The sequence below is a fragment of the Bifidobacterium pullorum DSM 20433 genome (assembly GCF_000771405.1).
GTDB classification, from domain to species: Bacteria; Actinomycetota; Actinomycetes; order Actinomycetales; family Bifidobacteriaceae; genus Bifidobacterium; species Bifidobacterium pullorum.
In genome coordinates this window covers 96,355-114,070 of record NZ_JDUI01000002.1, presented here as the reverse complement: position 1 = coordinate 114,070, position 17,716 = coordinate 96,355, and the positions used below count along the sequence as shown (strand labels likewise).

Below are 17,716 nucleotides of genomic sequence, written 5' to 3'. Positions count from 1 at the left end.
GATAGGCGGGATCCCTTCGGGCGCTGCGGGCCACATGCCTTGCCGGAGACGGCGGAACGGGCGTGGCCACCTACCTCGTCAGAGGAAGGGTCACACCATGTGGTTGTCGTAGGCGAAGACCACGGCCTGCACGCGGTCCCGGGCGTTGATCTTGGCCAGGATGTGCGCCACATGCGTCTTGACGGTCGGCAGGCTGATGAACAGCTTGTCGGCGATCTCCTGGTTGCTCAGGCCATGCGCGATCTCGATGAGCACCTCGCGCTCGCGGTCGGTCAGCTCATCCAACTCCGGATCGGTGTACACGGGTTCGGCGGGGGAGGGAGCCGCGGGACGCGGCTTGGTGTAGCCGTCCTCCATCATCTTCTCGATCAGCCGCTTGGTGGCCGAGGGTGCGATGATCGCATTGCCCTGATGCACGGTGCGGATCGAACTCAGCAATGTCTCCGGCTCGGTGTCCTTGAGCAGGAATCCCGAAGCGCCCGCATTGATGGCAGCCATCACATACTCGTCCAGATCGAAGGTCGTCAGGATGATGACGCGCGTCGGCCGGACACCGTCGGAGGCCTCGGATTCCAACGCGGTGATGCGGCGGGTCGCCTCGATGCCGTCCATGCCGGGCATGCGCACATCCATCAGCACCACGTCCGGATGCAAGGATTCGGCCACGCGCACGGCGTCGGCACCGTCACGCGCCTGCCCGACCACCTGCATATCCTGCTGGGAGCCGATCACCATCGCGAAGCCGGCACGCACCAGCTCCTGATCGTCGGCGATAACCACGCGAATCCGTTGCATAGCATTCATGCTTTCCACTGTAGCGAACCGATGCCGTCACCATTCGTATTGCCCGAATCGTTGACGCGCCGCGGTGACGGACGGCGGGCGTCGCACAACGCATGCCGTTCACGGCGCCGATGCCGCGGCCGGCACCTCAGCCGATGCTGCAGCCCGCGTCGGCTCCGTGGCCTTGCCGCCCGCCGCCCTGAACTGGTCATCCAACGAGGCGGCCGGGGCCAGCGGCATCGTCTCCCGCTCCTGCGGTCGATGCTCGTCGCTGAATCCGGTCTCGCGCAGCACCCGCAGCAGCTGTCGCATATGCGCCAACGCGTCGCGGCCGCGCGACCCGATCGCTTCGAACGCGGAACCGATCGCCTCCGGGGCGGGCGTTTCGCCGCGTGCCGCACAGCCGTCCAGCATCGCCAGCCCGTCCACTGCCTGATCGATCACCGTGGTAAGCGTGGCCGTGACCTCGGCCTGGATATTGGCGCTGATCCGGTCACGCTCCATATTCGCCGCCAGCACGCGCTGCTTGGCCTCCTCGGCCTTGAGCGCCTCCTCGCGCGCCTGCAGGATCAGCACGTTCGCGCCGCGCGCACGGGTCCAGCGCCCATAGATGATCGCCGCGCAGCACAACAGGAACACCACGCCACCGGTCATCATCCCGGCGGCGATGTACAACGTCAGCCGAAGCGGCGGCGTGCCGAACATCAGCTCATAAATGGTGTTGAATCCCATGATATTGGCCGATACCTTGACGCCGAACAGGATGGAATCGATCAGCGAGGCCGCGGTCAGCCATATCCACGCGCGTGGCCGGCCATACGCCGATGCCGCATACAGCGCATACAGCACCAACATGTTGCACCAGGGCGCGCTGGGCAGGAACACCATCTCGAAGGCGCAGAACACCGCCAGAAAGGCCGCGGTGCCCTCCGGGAACCGCCGATGGAAGGCCAACGGGCCGATCACCATCACGCTGATGAACATATACAGTGCATGGTTGGACAGCGGGCTGCTGACGAAATCCGCGTGGACGAACAGATCGGAGGAGGCCATCAGAATCAGCAGCACTGTACCGATGACATCCATCATCAGATAATGGCGCTCGCTCCATTGCGAGAGTCGCTCGATCCAATTGAACCGTTCCCCGCCCGCCGACTTGGCCTGATCGATCGGCTTGGAACGCAGCTTGCCGGCGATCTCCTGCAGCGAAGGCGGCACGATGCGCTCCGGCAGCGGGAACGACGGCATGGTGAAGCGTGGCGGACGTGGTGTGTGGGAGGTCGGCGGCTGGCGGTCGATTGAGTCGGCGGTGCCGGATGCATCGACTGGGCCGGTTGCGTCGATTCCGGCGACGGCATTGGCTGCGCGCGCGGTCGCCGCGCCTGCCGGGGTCGGTGCGGCGGCATGAGCGCGCCCTTCGTCAGGCGTCATCGGGCCGATGCCGGGGGCAACGGCCGACGGCGGGACCGCGGTTTGCGTGGCAGCCGTGGCGACGTCGGCGGAGCGCGACGTTCCGACGGCGCTGTCGGCGGCATCCGGCGCGGCGGCGTACGGTATGGTGACGGACACCACGAACCCCCCGCCGATGCCGGGTCCCGCGTTGACCGTGCCCCCTACGGCCGCCACGCGTTCCCGCATGCCGATCAGGCCATAGCCAGGCGCATGCCCATCCAATCCGGAGGAGGCGCCACGGCCGTTGTCCGCGATTGTCAGGGACAGCCCGTCGTCGTCCCAATGCTCGTCGATGCGGACCGTGGGGCGCGGCCCCGCGTACTTGCGCACGTTGGTCAACGCCTCCTGCACCACGCGGTACACGGCCACACTCGCCTGTGCTCCCAAGCGTTGCGGCGCGGCCGTGCCTTCGATACGGCGGACGATCGCGGTGCCAGGGGAGGTCTCGCGCGCCTGGTCCACCAATGCGGTGATGTCGTCGTAATCGGCATGCGAGGAGCCGCCGAACACGCCGAGCAGACGTTTCATATCGTGCAACGCGCGCTCCGATTCACGACGAATCGTCTCCATCGTGCTGCGGGCCACCGCGGGGTTCCCGACACCGGCGTAGCGGCCGCCATCGGATTGGACGATGATGATCGAGAGCGTATGCGCCACCACGTCATGCATATCGCGGGCGATACGCGCGCGCTCGGCCAACGCGGCGATACGGCGCTCCTCATTCTGTCGCGCGGCAATCGCCTCGTTGCGTTCGCGCAGCATGCGGATCGTCGCCTGCCGGGCGCGCTGCCAGTAGGCGAGCACGATGGTGGCGACCAGGCACGCCGCCACCAGCAGCCCCATCTGGAAGCCTTCGGACAGCAGTATGGAGGAGCAGTCGCCGTTAAGACCTTCTTGATAGACGGTGTTGCACGCACCGTAATACATCTGGCGGTAGCCGACCCACACCTGGCCGAACGCCGGCCCCACATCCACCGACCAGGTGATCGCCATCGTGGCGAACAGGCCGAACGCGGCGGCCAACACGATGAACGCCTTGGTATTGCGCGGATCGCCATAGACGATCACCGAATACACCATGACCAGCGCAAGGAAATCGCTGTACAGCATGGCCGGGCCGAAGATCAGATGCAGCGCCACCAGACCCGCGTAGCACAACGCCGCCGCCTGCGGACGCCAACGGCGGAACATGACCGGAACCAGCGAAACCAGGGACCATATGATCTGAGACGTTGCATCATGCGCGAACAGGATGCCCGGCGTGTCCCCGGTGGAGGCGGCGACGCCGACCGCAAAGAACGCGATCGCCAGCGTGCCGATGATGTCAATCGGCAGCACGTTGCGCCCGCGCCACTGGGAGAACCGTTCCAACCTGTTCATGCCTTCAAGGCTACCGTGGGATGATGCCCGCCAGCCATCATGCTCGGGGATGAGGGACCGCGGGAATCGAGGGACGCCGGGATGAGGACGGACGGGCATGCCGCGACGTGTCCGCATACGCTCACGGCGACCGTGCGGCTCGCGCGTCTCGGATATCATGGAACCGCCCAAGGAACCGCCCGAACCGTGAAGAAAGGGAGAATCGGAACCGATGACGTTGCTGACGCAGTACTACGTGCCCGGACTGCATATCGAGGACCGGTCGATCCGCGTGCCGCTCGACTGGGCCGGCCACACGCCGGGCGAAGGATTCGACGGCGAATCAATCAGCCTGTTCTACCGCGTGGTCACCGCCCCCGAGCACGTGCATGACGATCTGCCGTTGCTGGTGTTCCTGCAAGGAGGGCCGGGAGGCGCGGGGCCGCGGCTGCTGAATCCGACCAGCGATGGGTGGATCGAGGAGGCGATCAAGCACTTCCGCGTCGTACTGCCCGACCAGCGCGGCACCGGACGGTCGAACCGCATCGACACGCATACGATGGCGCGGCTGGCCCCCGGCGGCGCCGAAGCGCAGGCCGCGTATCTCAAACGTTTCCTCGCCGACTCCATCATCCGTGACTTCGAACATTTGCGCCGCACCGAGTTCGGCGGCGCGCGCTGGGTCACGCTCGGGCAGAGCTACGGCGGGTTCCTGACCCTGACCTACCTGTCGCTGTTCCCGGAGGGGGTGGCCGCCAGCTTCACCACCGGCGGCATCCCGCACGTGCCGGCCGACGCCACCGAGGTCTACGAACACACGTTCCCGCGCATGGCGGTGAAGACCCGGCAGTATTACGAGCGTTACCCGCAGGATGTGGAGCGCGTGGCCGCCGTGGCCGACCGGCTGGCCGGCGAGGATGTGCGGCTGTCCAACGGCGACCGGCTCACCGTGGAACGCTTCCAGACGCTGGGCTCCGATTTCGGCATGAAGCCGAGCTTCGAACGGGTGCACTGGATCATGGACGACGCGTTCCTGGACGGTGACGGGTCCGTGTCCGCCGACTCGCCGTTGAGCGACGATTTCCTGGGCAAGGTGATGGCCGCCACCGGATCGAGGCCGCTGTACTGGCCGTTGCAGGAGTTCATCTACGCCAACGGCGAGCTGGACGAGCCGATCCGCTGGGCCGCGCAGCGCGTGCGCGACCGGCATCCCGAATTCGCGGGGGACCGGCGGCCGATGCTGTTCACCGGCGAGGCCATGTTCCCCTGGATGTACGAGCAGCAGGCCGCGCTCCGCCCGTTCAAGGCCGCGATGGACGTGCTGATGGAGGACACACGCTTCGGGCGCATCTACGACGCCGAACGGCTGGCCCGCAACGAGGTGCCGCTGCAGGCCGCGGTGTACTTCGACGACATGTACGTGGACTCGGGGATGCAGCTGGACACGCTGAGCCGGGTCGGGCGCTCGCACTACTGGGTCACCAACGAGTTCGAACACGACGGCCTGCACGGGTCCGCGGTGTTCCGCCACCTGTATCGGGAGGCGTTGAACCGGGGCGATCTGGAGGAGTTGTTCTGAGCCGGAGGGCCGGTAATCTCCGGCCGTCGTGCAGCCTCCCTCGTCGAAGGGAGGGGGATTCAAGGATTGACGAGAAAGGATGAAGGATATGCCTCTGCAGGATGTGACCATCGGATTCATCGGATTCGGCAATATGGGGCAGGGCGTGGCCCGCGGCCTGGTGAACGGCGGCGTGGTCGGCGCCGGCAACATCGTGGCCTTCGACATCGACCGTGACCGTCTCATGCGTGACGCCACGCAGCTCGGTGCACGGGCCGCCGCCAGCGCGCAGGAGGCCGTCGCCGAATCGGAGGTCGTCGTCATCGCGGTCAAACCGAACCTCGTCGCCGATGTCATGGCACCGTTGGCGGACGAGCTGGGCGGCAGAATCGTCCTGTCCATCGCCTGGGGCGTGTGGAACGAGCAGCTGGAGGCGATCCTGCCCGGAACCTGCCATCTGTCGGTCGTGCCGAACCTGCCGATCGGCGTGGGCAAGGGCGTGCTCGTCGTCGAGGACACGCATACGTTGGAATACGAGCAGATGGCGCTGATCCGTTCCCTGCTCGAACCGATCGCATTGCTGGAGACCGTCGACACCGCGCATATGTCGGCGGCGGGCATCGTCAGCAGCTGCGCGCCCGCGTTCACCGCCGTCTACATCGAGGCCCTGGCCGACGCCGGCGTCAAATACGGGCTCAGGCGCGACACCGCCTATCGTCTCGCCGCCAAAATGGTGGAAGGCACCGGCGCGCAGATCATCGAACAGGGCATGACGCCGGCGGCGCTGAAGGACGGCGTCTGCTCTCCGGGCGGGGCCACCATCAAGGGCGTGGTCGCACTCGAACACGAAGGATTCCGCGGGGCCGCCATCAGCGCCATCGAGGCCGTGCAGGGCTGAAGGTAGGCTGGAAGTCATGTCTCTTACCATTGGAATCGTCGGCTTGCCGAATGTGGGCAAGTCCACACTGTTCAACGCATTGACCCGCAACAACGTGCTGGCGGAGAACTACCCGTTCGCCACCATCGAGCCGAACACCGGTATCGTGCCGCTGCCGGACGACCGGCTGCCGGTGCTCGCCAAGCTCGTGCACACCGAGAAGATCGTGCCGGCCACCGTCACGTTCGTGGACATCGCCGGCATCGTCAAGGGCGCCTCCGAGGGCGAGGGCCTGGGCAACCAGTTCCTGGCCAACATCCGCGAGGCCGACGCGATCTGCGAGGTCGTGCGCGCGTTTGAGGACGACGACATCGTGCACGTCAACGGCCGCGTGGACCCGGCGGACGACATCGACACCATCAACACCGAGCTGATCCTGGCGGATATGCAGACCATCGAGAACGCACTGCCGAAGCTGGAGAAGGACCTGCGAGGCAAGAAGGTCAGCCCGGAATACATGGCCGCCGTCAAGCAGGCCAAGGAGATCCTGGAGGCCGGTGAGACCATCGACCATGCGGCCGCGGCCGGCAAAATCGACAAGGCCGACATCGCCGAGCTGCATCTGATGACCGCCAAGCCGTTCATCTACGTGTTCAACGTGGATGACAACGAGCTGGGCAACGAGGAGTTCAAGGCCAAGCTGGCGGCCTCCGTGGCCCCGGCCAAGTCGATCTTCCTCAACGCGCAGTTCGAGGCCGAACTGACCGAGCTGGACGAGGCCGACGCCCGAGAGATGCTCGAGGACGCGGGGCTCAAGGAATCCGGTCTGGACCAGCTGGCCCGTGTCGGCTTCGACATCCTGGGCCTGCAGACCTTCCTGACCGCCGGTGAGAAGGAGGTGCGCGCCTGGCAGATCCACAAGGGTTGGACCGCCCCGCAGGCCGCCGGCGTGATCCACACCGACTTCGAGAAGGGCTTCATCAAGGCCGAGGTCATCTCCTATGACGACTTCGTGGCCGCGGACGGTTCCTACGCCAAGGTCAAGGAGGAGGGCAAGATGCGCCTGGAGGGCAAGGATTACGTCATGCGCGACGGCGACATCGTGGAGTTCAAATTTAACGTCAGCAAGTGATTTGATCTGAGAACGGGGTTCGCACTACCTCGGGTTTGAAATTTCAAACCGCGGTTTTCCGCGGGTTTGATTCCCGAACCCTGAAGTAGTGCGAACCCCGTTTTTCGAACCTATTCTTCGGACGGCGTGGCACAGACGACGTTGTTGAGGTACTGGTCCGCCAAGCCGACGAACTGCCCGGTTTCGATATCCCGGATGGCGCCGGTTTCCGGGTCCACGATGCCTCCGGTCTCCGGGTCGATGAGATTGCCGTACTCGTCGGTGATCAGCCCGGAAACCGGATCCGGCTGAGGGGTGGCCGGTTCGGAGGATTCCACGGTGGATTCTCCCGTCTCACCGGTGGCTTCGCCCTGCTCGTCCGTCTCGCCGTTGGCGGAGGATGACTGGTTCCCGTCTTCGCCGGTGGCATTGTCCTCGGCATCCGTTTCGGAGCCGTCATCGGTCGTGGCGTCATCGGCATCATCCGTGTTTTCGGGCTCCGCCTGTTCCACCAGAGGCCGTCCCTGGCGGAGTTTGGCCCAGACCTCGTCCGCCTTGGGCGCCCACACCACACGGTTGGGGTCGTACGGTGCCTGGGTGATGGGCACGGTCTGCGAATACAGATGGTCGGTGTCCAGATTGACCAGACTGGTGGCCAGTCCGACGAGTGCCGTGAGGTCGGCGAGCCCCTCGCTGAGGTTCAGGGATTGCAACGCCGTTTTGCCTAACTGGTACAGCTGGCCTGATTGCGTGAACAGGTTCTTGGACGTCGCCTCGTGCAGCAACTGTTTGATGAGGTATTGCTGGCGGGTGGTACGCATGGTGTCGGAACCGTCTGTGCCGGTGCCGTGGCGCATGCGGGCGTACTGGGTGGCCTGCTTGCCGTTGAGGCGCTGCATGCCCTTCTTGAGGTCCAGCTTGGTCGTTTTATCGTACAGGTCCACGGGGATGCAGATGTCCACGCCGCCGAGCGCGTCGATCATGTTCTTCAAGCCTTGGAAGTCGACGACGGCGAAGTATTGGATGTCCAGCCCGGTCAACGCGTTCACGGCGGTGAGGGTGCAGCTGGCCGCCGAGGCCAGGTCCTCGCCGGTGTTGTATCCCATGGCGAAGATCGAGTTGAACAGCACGCCCTGCATGGCCGGCAATTCGCCTTTGGAGGTCATGCAGCTGGGCATGTCGACGATGGAATCGCGGGGGATGGAGACCAGGTTGATCCAGGAGCGGTCCGCGGCGATCTGCAGCACCATGGTGGTGTCGGCCTGATGGTTCTCCTTGAGATAGTCGGCTTTGCCGCCGATGTCCGAGTTGCCTTCGCCCTCGCGGGTGTCTTGCCCGAGAATCAGGATTTCGATGGTCTGCCCGCCGAAGGGGTCGAGGATCTCCTCGCGCTGCTGTCCGGTGCCGTCGGCGCGCAGCACCTTGACCTGCCCCTGTTCGATGGTGGTGTTGATGTCGGCCCACACGGCGGCGGCCATCGATCCCAGGAAGACCAGCACCGCGACGACCGCCATGGCGATGATGCGGACCACCGGATTGACCGCGCGCTGCTCGAGCAGGTGGTGGGGAGCTGTCTTCCGCAGTGACTCGGGAATCGTGAATCGCACTATGCCGCCTTCCTGAAGGATGTGGGTCTTATCAATTCATCCTAATACAGCGCCGAGGGTTTGAGCAGAAGCGAATGTTCCTCCTCGTCCGCGTCCGAATGCTATTTCGTCCTGCGGTTTCGGCGGATGAGATCGAAGATGTGGTCGACGACGCGGGCCGTGCAGGTTCCATGCTCCGGAAGCGTGATGTTGCGTGCGATGAAGGCCGCATATGCGTCGGCATCGAAATCGTCGTTTTCGATGGCGTGCATGATGGCTCGGGCGTCGTCGGTAAACAGTGTGGGGATGTCTCGTTCCAGATCGATGTATAGGCTGCGGCGTGACGAATATTCGGCCCAGTCGTATCCGTAGAGGAAAACGGGGGCACCGATGAGCCCCGCTTCATAGATGACGGTGGAATAATCGCTGATGACGTAGTCGGCCGCGAACAGCATGTTGTCTTTGTCGGAGTAGTTCTGGATGACCCGCGGATCATCGAACCGAGTGTCATCCAAAGGATGCGCCTTGAGGATGAGGTTGTACCGGCTGAAATCGACGGCGGACGCCAGATCCGACCAGGCCTTTTTCTGGTTGGACGGCGTACGTTTGCGGAACGTCGGGCAATACACGATGTTGCGTTTGCCTGCCAACATCGGATATTTGCGGAGCAGACGTTCGCGCTGCACGGAACGGTTCCGCGGGTCAACGAGGAGGTCGGTGCGCGGAAGCGGTGCCTCGTAGATGAGTGATTTGTCGATGCCGAAACCCGCCGCATAGTCGTCGATGAACGACATGGAGGAGATGAGCACGGAAGTGTAGCCCCGGTGCATGTTGAGCAGGGCGGCGGCGTTCGATCCGCGTCCTTCGGAATCCTGAAGCGCGGTGTACCCGAATCGTTTCATGTTGCCGAGGGCATGCCACATCTGGATGACGGGAACGCGGATGTGACCGGCGAGCAGACTGATGGTCGGCGCATAGGTATCCAGGACGACGGCGTCGCTGGTGGCGATGTAATACAGCTGCCGGAGCATATGGAACGCGTAGGTGATGGGCGAATCCAGCGTTTTGGACATGATGACCACATCGTATCCGGGGTGGGTTCGGGCTACATAGTCCCTTATGAGGATGAAGTCGGTGGACGGTGTGTCGCTTTCCCGGCTGCAGCAGACGATGCGGCGATGATGCGGCAGGTGGCGGAAAAGGGTATAGAGAAAGAGAAGCAACGCCTGTGCCAGTCTGATGACGCAACGCTTCATCGGTTCTCTTTCTCGCTACAGTCTCGAGCTTTGAGACATCTCTGGGGTTAGTATACTCTATGAGTTACGTAGTGGAAGAAAGGGAAGTCTGTGTCGGTCACCATTCATGACATCCGGTGGAAGGCCAGTTATCTGCAGGTGGAATACAGCAGTGATACTGATGACCGTCTTTATCTGTACCGTGTGAAGTCAAAGCGGTTCGTTCCTTTCCAAACCATTCCCATGGCCGAGGGCCGTTATCTGGCTCAGGTGAATCTGGTGCTGGGCGGAGGCCGCGAGGTTCTGCCCAAGGGCGAGTGGATTCTCTGCACGAAGATCGACGACGATCTGTTGGTGGATTTGGATACGTTGCTGGCGGCCAAGCCTCACCTGATTACGCGTATCGAGCATGATGCGCGGCGAAAGCTTCCGGCGGCCCTGAGGGATGACGAGACTGCGGTCTCGGAAAACATCAGGGAGTTCGGTCTGAGTCGTATCGCGGCGCACCCGTACGACACGCATGACATCGTCTATGATTCGTCGGTGCTGGAACGTCTCGATAATCTGGACCGTGTGTTCCGGTACGGCAAGAACCATTACGCGTATGCGGGCGTGTTCGTGCCGAAGACGAACGTCGAAGGCCGGATCTATCTGGTTCTGGACATGTTGTTCTATATGAGGAACAAGACCCCCCGTCGCCGTGTTGGCAGCAAGCGGCAGCGCGAGAAGGACATCTTCGCCGCGGTGTACTCGATGATGACTCGGGTCGTGCCTCGCAAACAGGACCGCATCCTGTTCTTCAAGGAAAACGGCGACGAGCCGACCGAGAACATGGCGGCTTTGCGTCAGCGCATGTATGAGCGCGGCATGCAGCATGAATTCGACATCCAGTGCCGTTTCCGCAACGTTTTTTCCGGAAAGCAGCGGGTTCTGCCATGGTTGCGCGATCTGTTCGCCATCGCGCGGAGCAAGTACATCTTCATTGATGACTACACGCCGGTGTTCAACTTCATCGATCCCGGCGATGATGTGGTGCTCACCCAGATCTGGCATGCGGGAGTCGGTTTCAAATCGGTCGGCTATGCCCGCTTCGGCCTGAAGGGTTCGCCCGATCCGTATAATTCCGCGCATCGTCGATACACGTATGCGCTGATCGGAAACCGGTATCTGCGCACGATCTATTCCGAGGTGTTCGGCATCGAGGAGGAGGCGCTGTTGGCCACCGGTATGCCCAGGCTGGACCATTTCCTCGATGAGGAGACCGGCAAGGCCTCGCGGTTGGAGATGGTGGAACGGTATCCGTGGGCGGAGCAGGGGCGCGTGATTGTGTTCGCCCCGACGTTCCGCGGCACGGGTCAGCGTACCGCCCACTATCCGTACGATGTGATCGATATGGATCGGCTGTATGAGATGTGTGTGAAGACGAATTCGTATTTCGTCTTCGAAATGCATCATTTCATCAAGCGGCGCCCGAATATCCCCGAGGAGTACGGTGATCGCATCTTTGATCTGTCGGACGAAAGCCTCAACAAGCTGTTCTTCATTGCGGATGTGTTGGTCACGGATTACTCGTCGTGCTTCTACGATTACCTGCTGCTGAAGAAGCCGGTGGTGTTCTTCGTGCCGGACAAGACCGCGTATTCGTTGATTCGTGGAGTGCAGCGTTCGGTCGACGAGCTTGCCCCCGGTGCGATATGCAACGATTTCGACGAATTCGTGGACGTGCTGGAACACAGCCGATATGAGGCCGTCACCCCGCATCCCTCGTCGATTGACCGTGCCATCGAGCGCAGCGGTTTGGCGAGCGATCGAGCCATCGACACCATCATCTACGGCAAGGATGTTCCCGGTGTGCGTATGGGCCCCAATCTGCGCGAAGAGTAGTGGCTGATTGTCCTCAATATCGTATAGAAGGCGGTCGTTTGTTGGTGGGGAATAGGCGGATTGAATGGATTGATGTCCTTAAGGCAATTGGTATGTTCACCGTTGTCTTGGGGCACTGCGTTCAAGGTGTAGTAAGCTCGCAGGATCCCAATCCTGTGTTCGCGTCGATTGTGTTGAAGACGATTTATTCCTTTCACATGCCGTTGTTTTTCATCATTTCCGGGTTGACATTCAATCCCCACACGGAACAGAGCTTTTCACATTTCGCAAAGCATAAGGCGCAAGGTTTGATATATCCGTATCTGACCCTGTCCGCTTGCGTGTTCCCGATATGGCTACTCGAACGCCATGTTGGCGCTGTACAGCCGGATAGCGTACTCAGCATACTTGTCGGTACCGTTTACTCCAATGCCTCAGTGATTCGCGGAATAGCCAACGCGGGTTGGTTCATGCTGTCACTGTTCGTTGCTGATTGTCTGGTAGCCGTGATTTGCCGGATGACGGATGATTGGCTGCGTCGGGGGGAACTAAGCATAGCAGTTCTTGTGCTTGGCATGCTGGCCACTGTCGACAGCGGTAGCGCACTTGGAACTCCGTGGCATTTTGAGGCTGCCTGTGTGTGCCAGTTCTACGTGTTTATAGGATTTGTTCTGCGTCAGCAGATGACTATGCTCGATGATTGGGAGAAAAGGTGGGGCAGATTGCCGTTGGCTGCGGCATGTGCTGTAGCCGCATTCCTCTGCGCCTACATCAATGGAACTTGCGATTATTCCAATTACAAGTATGGAAACATCCTGCTCGCAATTGGATCCGCGTTAGGCTTCAGCCTTGCGCTCATCATAGTCCTGCGTCACATCTCTCACGGTGGAATCCTGACGTATATCGGAAGGAACACCGTTGTGTTTCTGATGTTCCACGTTAACATTCTTCGCTTGGTGCAGCACTACTTCCCGGTTGTCGAACATCGTACGTTGTTCGCTGCGCTTGCTGCCGTATTACTTTATTGGTTCTTGCTTTTGCCCACTGTGTTTTTTACGAAACTGTTCCCGTTTGTCATTCGTTGGCCGAAAAACATCGGACGTAACGTTCGGTAGCGGGAGTCTTGACGACTCCTGATGTGTGTGTTCAGCGTGCAAGTTGAACGTTGTGCGAATTCAAGTTGAACGTTGTGTGAATTGTGCGTAAACTACTGTTGGTTATTTGCGATTACGTAAGGTGTACGACGGCGCGAACGGAGGAGCATGAACATCGCGGTGGTTTTCGCTGGCGGAACTGGCCAACGGATGAATTCCAAATCCAAGCCCAAGCAGTTCCTGATGCTCCACGGTCGTCCCATCATCATCTATACCCTCGAGCGCTTCGAGCAGCATCCCGATGTGGATGCCATCGTCGTCGTGTGCCTGAGCGATTGGATCGATGAGTTGAAACGGTACATCAACAAGTACGGACTGACCAAGATCGCATCCATCGTCCCCGGAGGGGATTCGGGGCAGGCATCCATCCGCAATGGTGTATACGAGGCGGCTCGGCTGTTCCCCTCCGATTCTGTCGTATTGGTCCATGACGGCGTCCGCCCGCTGGTTGATAGCCGAACCATCTCGGATTGCATTGACTGCGTGGAGGAACGTGGCAGTGCCGTCACCGTCGTTCCCGCAATCGAAACCATCGTGCAGAGCACTGGCGGGGTCATCGACAACATCATCGACCGCAAGCGCTGTCAGCTGGCCCGAGCGCCGCAATGCTTCCGGTTGGGGGAGCTTCGCGAGGCTCATGAGCGCGCCTTGGACGAGGGCCTGACCGAGTTCATCGACTCCGCTTCGCTGATGGCGCACTACGGCCATACGCTGTATGAGGTCGAAGGCTCGTCGGCGAACATCAAGATCACCACGCCTTCCGACTACTACATCATGCGTGCCATCATGGATGAGCAGGAAGACTCCCAGTTCTTCGGATTCTGACGAATCGGAAAGTCACAAGAGAGGATTCGCAATGTTTGACCTTGCTTCGGAGTACGCGTCGCTCGCCCGTGACCTCGACCTCGATTGGGAGGCCCTGAATGGCTCCCATGTGGTGGTCACCGGTGCCACGGGACTCATCGGCTCGCTGTGTGTCCGCACCCTGTTGGAACGCAACCGCGCGGAACAAGCCGATATCACCGTGCACGCCCTTGTCCGCGATGCCGACAAGGCGAAGGCCATGCTCGGCTCGTATTCGCACGAGGACGGATTGCAGGTGCACGCCGTGCAGTTGCACGATATGCCTGATTCGGACATCCCCGCCGACTATGTCATTCATACCGCGTGCCCGACCGCTTCGAAATTCTTCATGGAACATCCCGTCGAGACCTTTGACGCAATCGTGTATGGAACCCGTTCCATGCTTGAGTACGCCCGCGCCCGCCGTGTGCGTTCGTTCGTCTACGTGTCCAGCATGGAGGTGTACGGCATGGGCAATGCCGAGTGCGGGCTGGACCATAGGCTGACCGAGGCGAACGTCGGATACGTGGACCCCTGCTCCGTCCGCAGCTGCTATTCGGAAGGCAAGCGCGCCGCCGAGAACCTGTGCGTCGGCTACCAGTCGGAATACGGCGTGCCGGTGAAGACCGTCCGTCTGGCGCAGACCTTCGGCCCCGGCATCCCCATGACCGATACCAGGCTATTCGCGCAGTTGGCCCGCAGCGCCATGGATGGCACCGATTTCGTGATGAAGACGACGGGCGAAAGCACTCGCATGTACGTATACACGTCCGACGCCGTCTCCGCCATCCTGACGGTGCTGCTTAACGGACAGGACGGCCTTTCGTATAACGTGGCGAATCCCGAAACCTATTCCTCCATCAGGCAGATGGCCGACATGGTGCTCTCGCGTTTCTCGGATGGACGGGCCCACCTCGTCATCGACGTGGACCCGAACGCCCCCTACCCGCCTGAGCATCATCTGCCGCTGGACACCTCCCGGCTGGAGGGATTGGGCTGGACCCCGCAGGTTGGTCTGGAGGAGATGTACCGCCGTCTGATCGCGTATTTGGGATAGGATGCTGGATTGCATCGTGGTGGCGTGGATGACGCGCCGGGAGGATTAAGACGTGTTCGAGACTCTGAAACATATCGTCAGCGAGAACTGGCGGTGGCGCAGACAGGTGTGGGGGCTGGCGAAGATCGACCTGGTCCGTACCTATCGCGGTGCCGCGCTCGGCAAGGTGTGGCTGTTCGCCAAGCCTGCCGTATACATTCTGGTGTACTGGTTCACGCTGTCGTTCGGGTTGCGCAGCGCGTCGGATATCAACGGCAAGCCTTTCATCCTGTGGCTCGCCACGGGCGTGTTCCCCTGGTTCTTCATGTCGGATATGATCACTACCGGCAGCGATATCTACCATAAGTACCCGTATCTGGTGAACCGGCTAAAATTCCCGCTGTCGCTGATTTCGACGTTCTACACGTTGTCGTTGCTGATGGTGTTCGGCGGCATGATGGTGTTCACCATCCTCGCGTGTCTGTTGACGGGTGTACCGTTGAGCGTCTATCTGATTCAGCTGCCGTTGGTGATGGCGCTGATGTTCGTGTTCTGGCTGGCATGGTCGGTCATGCTGTCGCCGTTGAGCGCGATCTCCAAGGATTTCGGCAACCTGCTGAAAACACTGAGTACCCCGTTCTTCTGGATTTCGGGCATTCTGTTCCCTCTGGACGCGTTGCCGCGCATCGGCCGGATCATCATGGCGTTCAACCCGGTGTCGTGGTGCGTGGAATCGGTGCGCGACTGCTTCGTCAACGACCAATGGTTCTGGATGCAGCCCAAGCGGTTCCTGCCGTTCCTGGCCGTCCTGCTTGTGGTGATCATCCTGGCCCTGCACAATTACCGTCGTCTGTACACGGAGGTTCCGGATGTCATCTAAGGCTGTTTCCACGGTCACCAGACTGGGCGAAGCCACGGTGATCCGTGACGAGGATGTCTCGAACCCCATCGCCATCAGATTCGACCATGTGCGCAAGACGTACAAGCTGTTCAAGAACGATCGGCAGCGGCTGCTCGCCACGTTCTCGAGGCGCGTGAAATACGACACCATCAACGCCAACGATGATCTGAGCTTCATCTGCCGGCGTGGTGAATCGTTGGCATTGCTGGGAGACAACGGTGCGGGCAAGTCCACGGCGTTGAAGATGATCACCGGTGTGTGCTTTCCGACGTCCGGATCCGTGGAGGTGCATGGTCGTGTCTCGGCGCTGCTGGAACTGTCCGCCGGATTCGATGCCAAACTTTCCGGCATGGAGAACATCCAGATGCGCTGCCAACTCTGGGGGTTGTCCAAGGAGGAATCGGAGGAACTGATTCCCGAGATTGTGGAGTTCTCCGAGCTTGGCCGATACATCGACCAGCCGCTACGCACTTACTCCAGCGGTATGAAGGCCCGTTTGGGCTTCGCATTCGCCTCGTCGATCCGTCCCGACATTCTGGTGGTGGACGAGGCCCTGTCGGTGGGCGACCGCAAGTTCTCGAAGAAATGCCGGAATAAGGTGCGCGACATCATGGCCAAGGAGGATGTGACTGTATTGTTCGTCACACATTCCACGAACATGGCGAAGGAATTCTGTCAGAACGGCATCGTCATCCAGCGCGGACATGCCGTGTTCTCCGGCACGATCGGCGACGCCATCGATTTCTACACCAAGCAATAATGAGAGCTGTGGTTTTTGCTGGAAACTAATAACTTTTGACGATTCCGGGTATTGCGTGTGTTCTATACGTGAAATTATGGTCATAGAGGGAGCAGAGTCCGGACGAAATTAAGGAGGTCTGAATGGAGCAGCGTCAATATGTCTGCCAGAAATGTGGTTGCCGCGAGTACGTCAGTGATCAGTTCCAGGCTACCGGCGGCAACTTTGCGAAGATCTTCGATATCCAGAACAAGCGGTTCATCACCATCAGTTGTCGGCAGTGCGGGTTCACGGAGCTGTACAACTCGCAGACCGATGGTGGAATGAATGTGCTGGACTTCCTGCTCGGCTGACCTGCGACTGCCTATAGCAGAGCCGAGGAATCATTCTCAAACTTTCTTATACGACACCACTGCGTGCCCCGTCTGTGTCCCGAAACCTACAGAATATGCAACGGCGTCTGGCGCTGCCGGAGTCGAGCGGTTACAGTGGAACCATGAGGAGCAACGGCGCATGCCGCATATCGGGTGAGGTTGTGGAGAGACGATGAGGGTCTTCGACTTCGATGGGACGATCTACAAGGGCGAGAGCCTGTTCGATCTGTACCTGTTCAGCGTCCGCTACGAGCCGCGTGTGCTGAAGTACGTGGCGCCGGTGGCCCAATGCGGCATCCGGTACAAGACCGGCCACGCCGAACTCGCTCCGATGGAACGCAAGCTGGGGCGCATCATCCGCCGGTATTTGCAGGACATCGACTCGTCGAAGCGTGTGGCCAGGCTGTGTGGTTCGGGCTCGGCGCCAACGGTTCCGGGGAAGCGGGAAGGCGTCCCCGATGCGGCCGCGCACGCCGGGCTGAACGCGTTGTCGGAGGCCTTCTGGAACCGTAAGTTCCGCAAGATCAAGTCATGGTATACGCCCCAGCCGGACGACGTCATCGTCACCGCGTCGTTCGACCTGACGGTGGGGGAGGCCTGCCGTCGTCTGGGCATCACCAATCTCATCGCCTCCACCATCGACCCGGAGACGCTGGAGATCTCCCACCTGAACTTCCGCACGAACAAGGCCAAACGGTTCCGCGAGGTCTACGGTCCCGACGCCGTGATCGACGAGTTCTACACCGACAGCTACCATGACCAGTCCATGATCGACATGGCCCGCACCGCCTACCTGGTCAAAGGCAACAAACTCATCCGCATCAAGTGACCGAACAAGGAGGGGC

Annotated in this window: 15 protein-coding genes; 11 read left to right on the top strand and 4 right to left on the bottom strand. The window is 61.1% G+C overall.

Features of this window, described 5'->3' with window-relative positions; translation table 11 throughout:
• Window positions 1-90 precede the first annotated feature (90 nt).
• A complete protein-coding gene (locus tag OU11_RS01820) occupies window positions 91-804 on the bottom strand; it encodes a response regulator (RefSeq protein ID WP_033514149.1) in 714 nt (237 codons plus the stop codon).
• Window positions 805-903: 99 nt separating this feature from the next.
• Window positions 904-3,615, bottom strand: a complete 2,712-nt coding sequence (locus tag OU11_RS08595) for a sensor histidine kinase (RefSeq protein ID WP_152597032.1) — start codon at window positions 3,613-3,615, stop codon at window positions 904-906.
• 211 nt (window positions 3,616-3,826) lie between these two features.
• Between OU11_RS08595 and OU11_RS01810 the strand changes: the two genes are divergently transcribed.
• The 3 genes from OU11_RS01810 (at window position 3,827) to ychF (ending at window position 7,161) form a co-directional block, all read left to right on the top strand.
• Window positions 3,827-5,173 carry an alpha/beta fold hydrolase gene (locus tag OU11_RS01810; protein WP_033514148.1) on the top strand — a complete coding sequence of 449 codons (1,347 nt, stop codon included), beginning with the start codon at window positions 3,827-3,829 and terminating at the stop codon, window positions 5,171-5,173.
• An 88-nt stretch (window positions 5,174-5,261) separates the two neighbouring features.
• Window positions 5,262-6,050: a pyrroline-5-carboxylate reductase gene (gene proC, locus OU11_RS01805; protein ID WP_033514275.1), complete on the top strand. Its 789-nt coding sequence runs from the start codon at window positions 5,262-5,264 to the stop codon at window positions 6,048-6,050.
• 16 nt (window positions 6,051-6,066) lie between these two features.
• Complete coding sequence (gene ychF / locus OU11_RS01800) at window positions 6,067-7,161, top strand: redox-regulated ATPase YchF (RefSeq protein ID WP_033514147.1); 1,095 nt, start codon at window positions 6,067-6,069, stop codon at window positions 7,159-7,161.
• A 110-nt stretch (window positions 7,162-7,271) separates the two neighbouring features.
• Here ychF and OU11_RS01795 read toward each other — a convergent pair whose 3' ends face one another.
• Together OU11_RS01795 and OU11_RS01790 are read right to left on the bottom strand one after the other, a co-directional pair.
• On the bottom strand, window positions 7,272-8,750 hold the full coding sequence (locus tag OU11_RS01795; RefSeq protein WP_478209780.1) for an LCP family protein: 1,479 nt from the start codon (window positions 8,748-8,750) through the stop codon (window positions 7,272-7,274).
• A 98-nt stretch (window positions 8,751-8,848) separates the two neighbouring features.
• Window positions 8,849-9,982 carry a CDP-glycerol--glycerophosphate glycerophosphotransferase gene (locus OU11_RS01790; protein WP_033514145.1) on the bottom strand — a complete coding sequence of 378 codons (1,134 nt, stop codon included), beginning with the start codon at window positions 9,980-9,982 and terminating at the stop codon, window positions 8,849-8,851.
• A gap of 222 nt (window positions 9,983-10,204) precedes the next feature.
• On the opposite strand from OU11_RS01790, the gene OU11_RS01785 reads away from it, so the two are divergent.
• The 8 genes from OU11_RS01785 (at window position 10,205) to OU11_RS01750 (ending at window position 17,700) form a co-directional block, all read left to right on the top strand.
• Window positions 10,205-11,845 (top strand): CDP-glycerol glycerophosphotransferase family protein, encoded by a 1,641-nt coding sequence (locus OU11_RS01785; RefSeq protein WP_223224111.1) that lies wholly within the window; start codon window positions 10,205-10,207, stop codon window positions 11,843-11,845.
• Window positions 11,845-12,939 (top strand): acyltransferase family protein, encoded by a 1,095-nt coding sequence (locus OU11_RS01780; protein WP_338069910.1) that lies wholly within the window; start codon window positions 11,845-11,847, stop codon window positions 12,937-12,939. Before OU11_RS01785 ends, OU11_RS01780 begins: the two co-directional genes overlap by 1 nt.
• 147 nt (window positions 12,940-13,086) lie before the next feature.
• Window positions 13,087-13,803: an IspD/TarI family cytidylyltransferase gene (locus OU11_RS01775; protein WP_033514143.1), complete on the top strand. Its 717-nt coding sequence runs from the start codon at window positions 13,087-13,089 to the stop codon at window positions 13,801-13,803.
• A gap of 31 nt (window positions 13,804-13,834) precedes the next feature.
• Complete coding sequence (locus OU11_RS01770; protein WP_033514142.1) at window positions 13,835-14,878, top strand: NAD-dependent epimerase/dehydratase family protein; 1,044 nt, start codon at window positions 13,835-13,837, stop codon at window positions 14,876-14,878.
• A 52-nt stretch (window positions 14,879-14,930) separates the two neighbouring features.
• Window positions 14,931-15,737, top strand: a complete 807-nt coding sequence (locus tag OU11_RS01765; RefSeq protein WP_033514140.1) for an ABC transporter permease — start codon at window positions 14,931-14,933, stop codon at window positions 15,735-15,737.
• Complete coding sequence (locus OU11_RS01760) at window positions 15,727-16,518, top strand: ABC transporter ATP-binding protein (protein WP_033514138.1); 792 nt, start codon at window positions 15,727-15,729, stop codon at window positions 16,516-16,518. The genes OU11_RS01765 and OU11_RS01760 overlap by 11 nt, the downstream gene beginning before the upstream one ends.
• A 122-nt stretch (window positions 16,519-16,640) precedes the next feature.
• Entirely contained in the window at window positions 16,641-16,850 is a 210-nt protein-coding gene (locus OU11_RS01755; RefSeq protein ID WP_033514137.1) for a zinc ribbon domain-containing protein, read from the top strand.
• A 193-nt stretch (window positions 16,851-17,043) separates the two neighbouring features.
• Window positions 17,044-17,700 carry a haloacid dehalogenase-like hydrolase gene (locus OU11_RS01750; RefSeq protein ID WP_033514136.1) on the top strand — a complete coding sequence of 219 codons (657 nt, stop codon included), beginning with the start codon at window positions 17,044-17,046 and terminating at the stop codon, window positions 17,698-17,700.
• The last annotated feature ends 16 nt before the right edge of the window (window positions 17,701-17,716 follow it).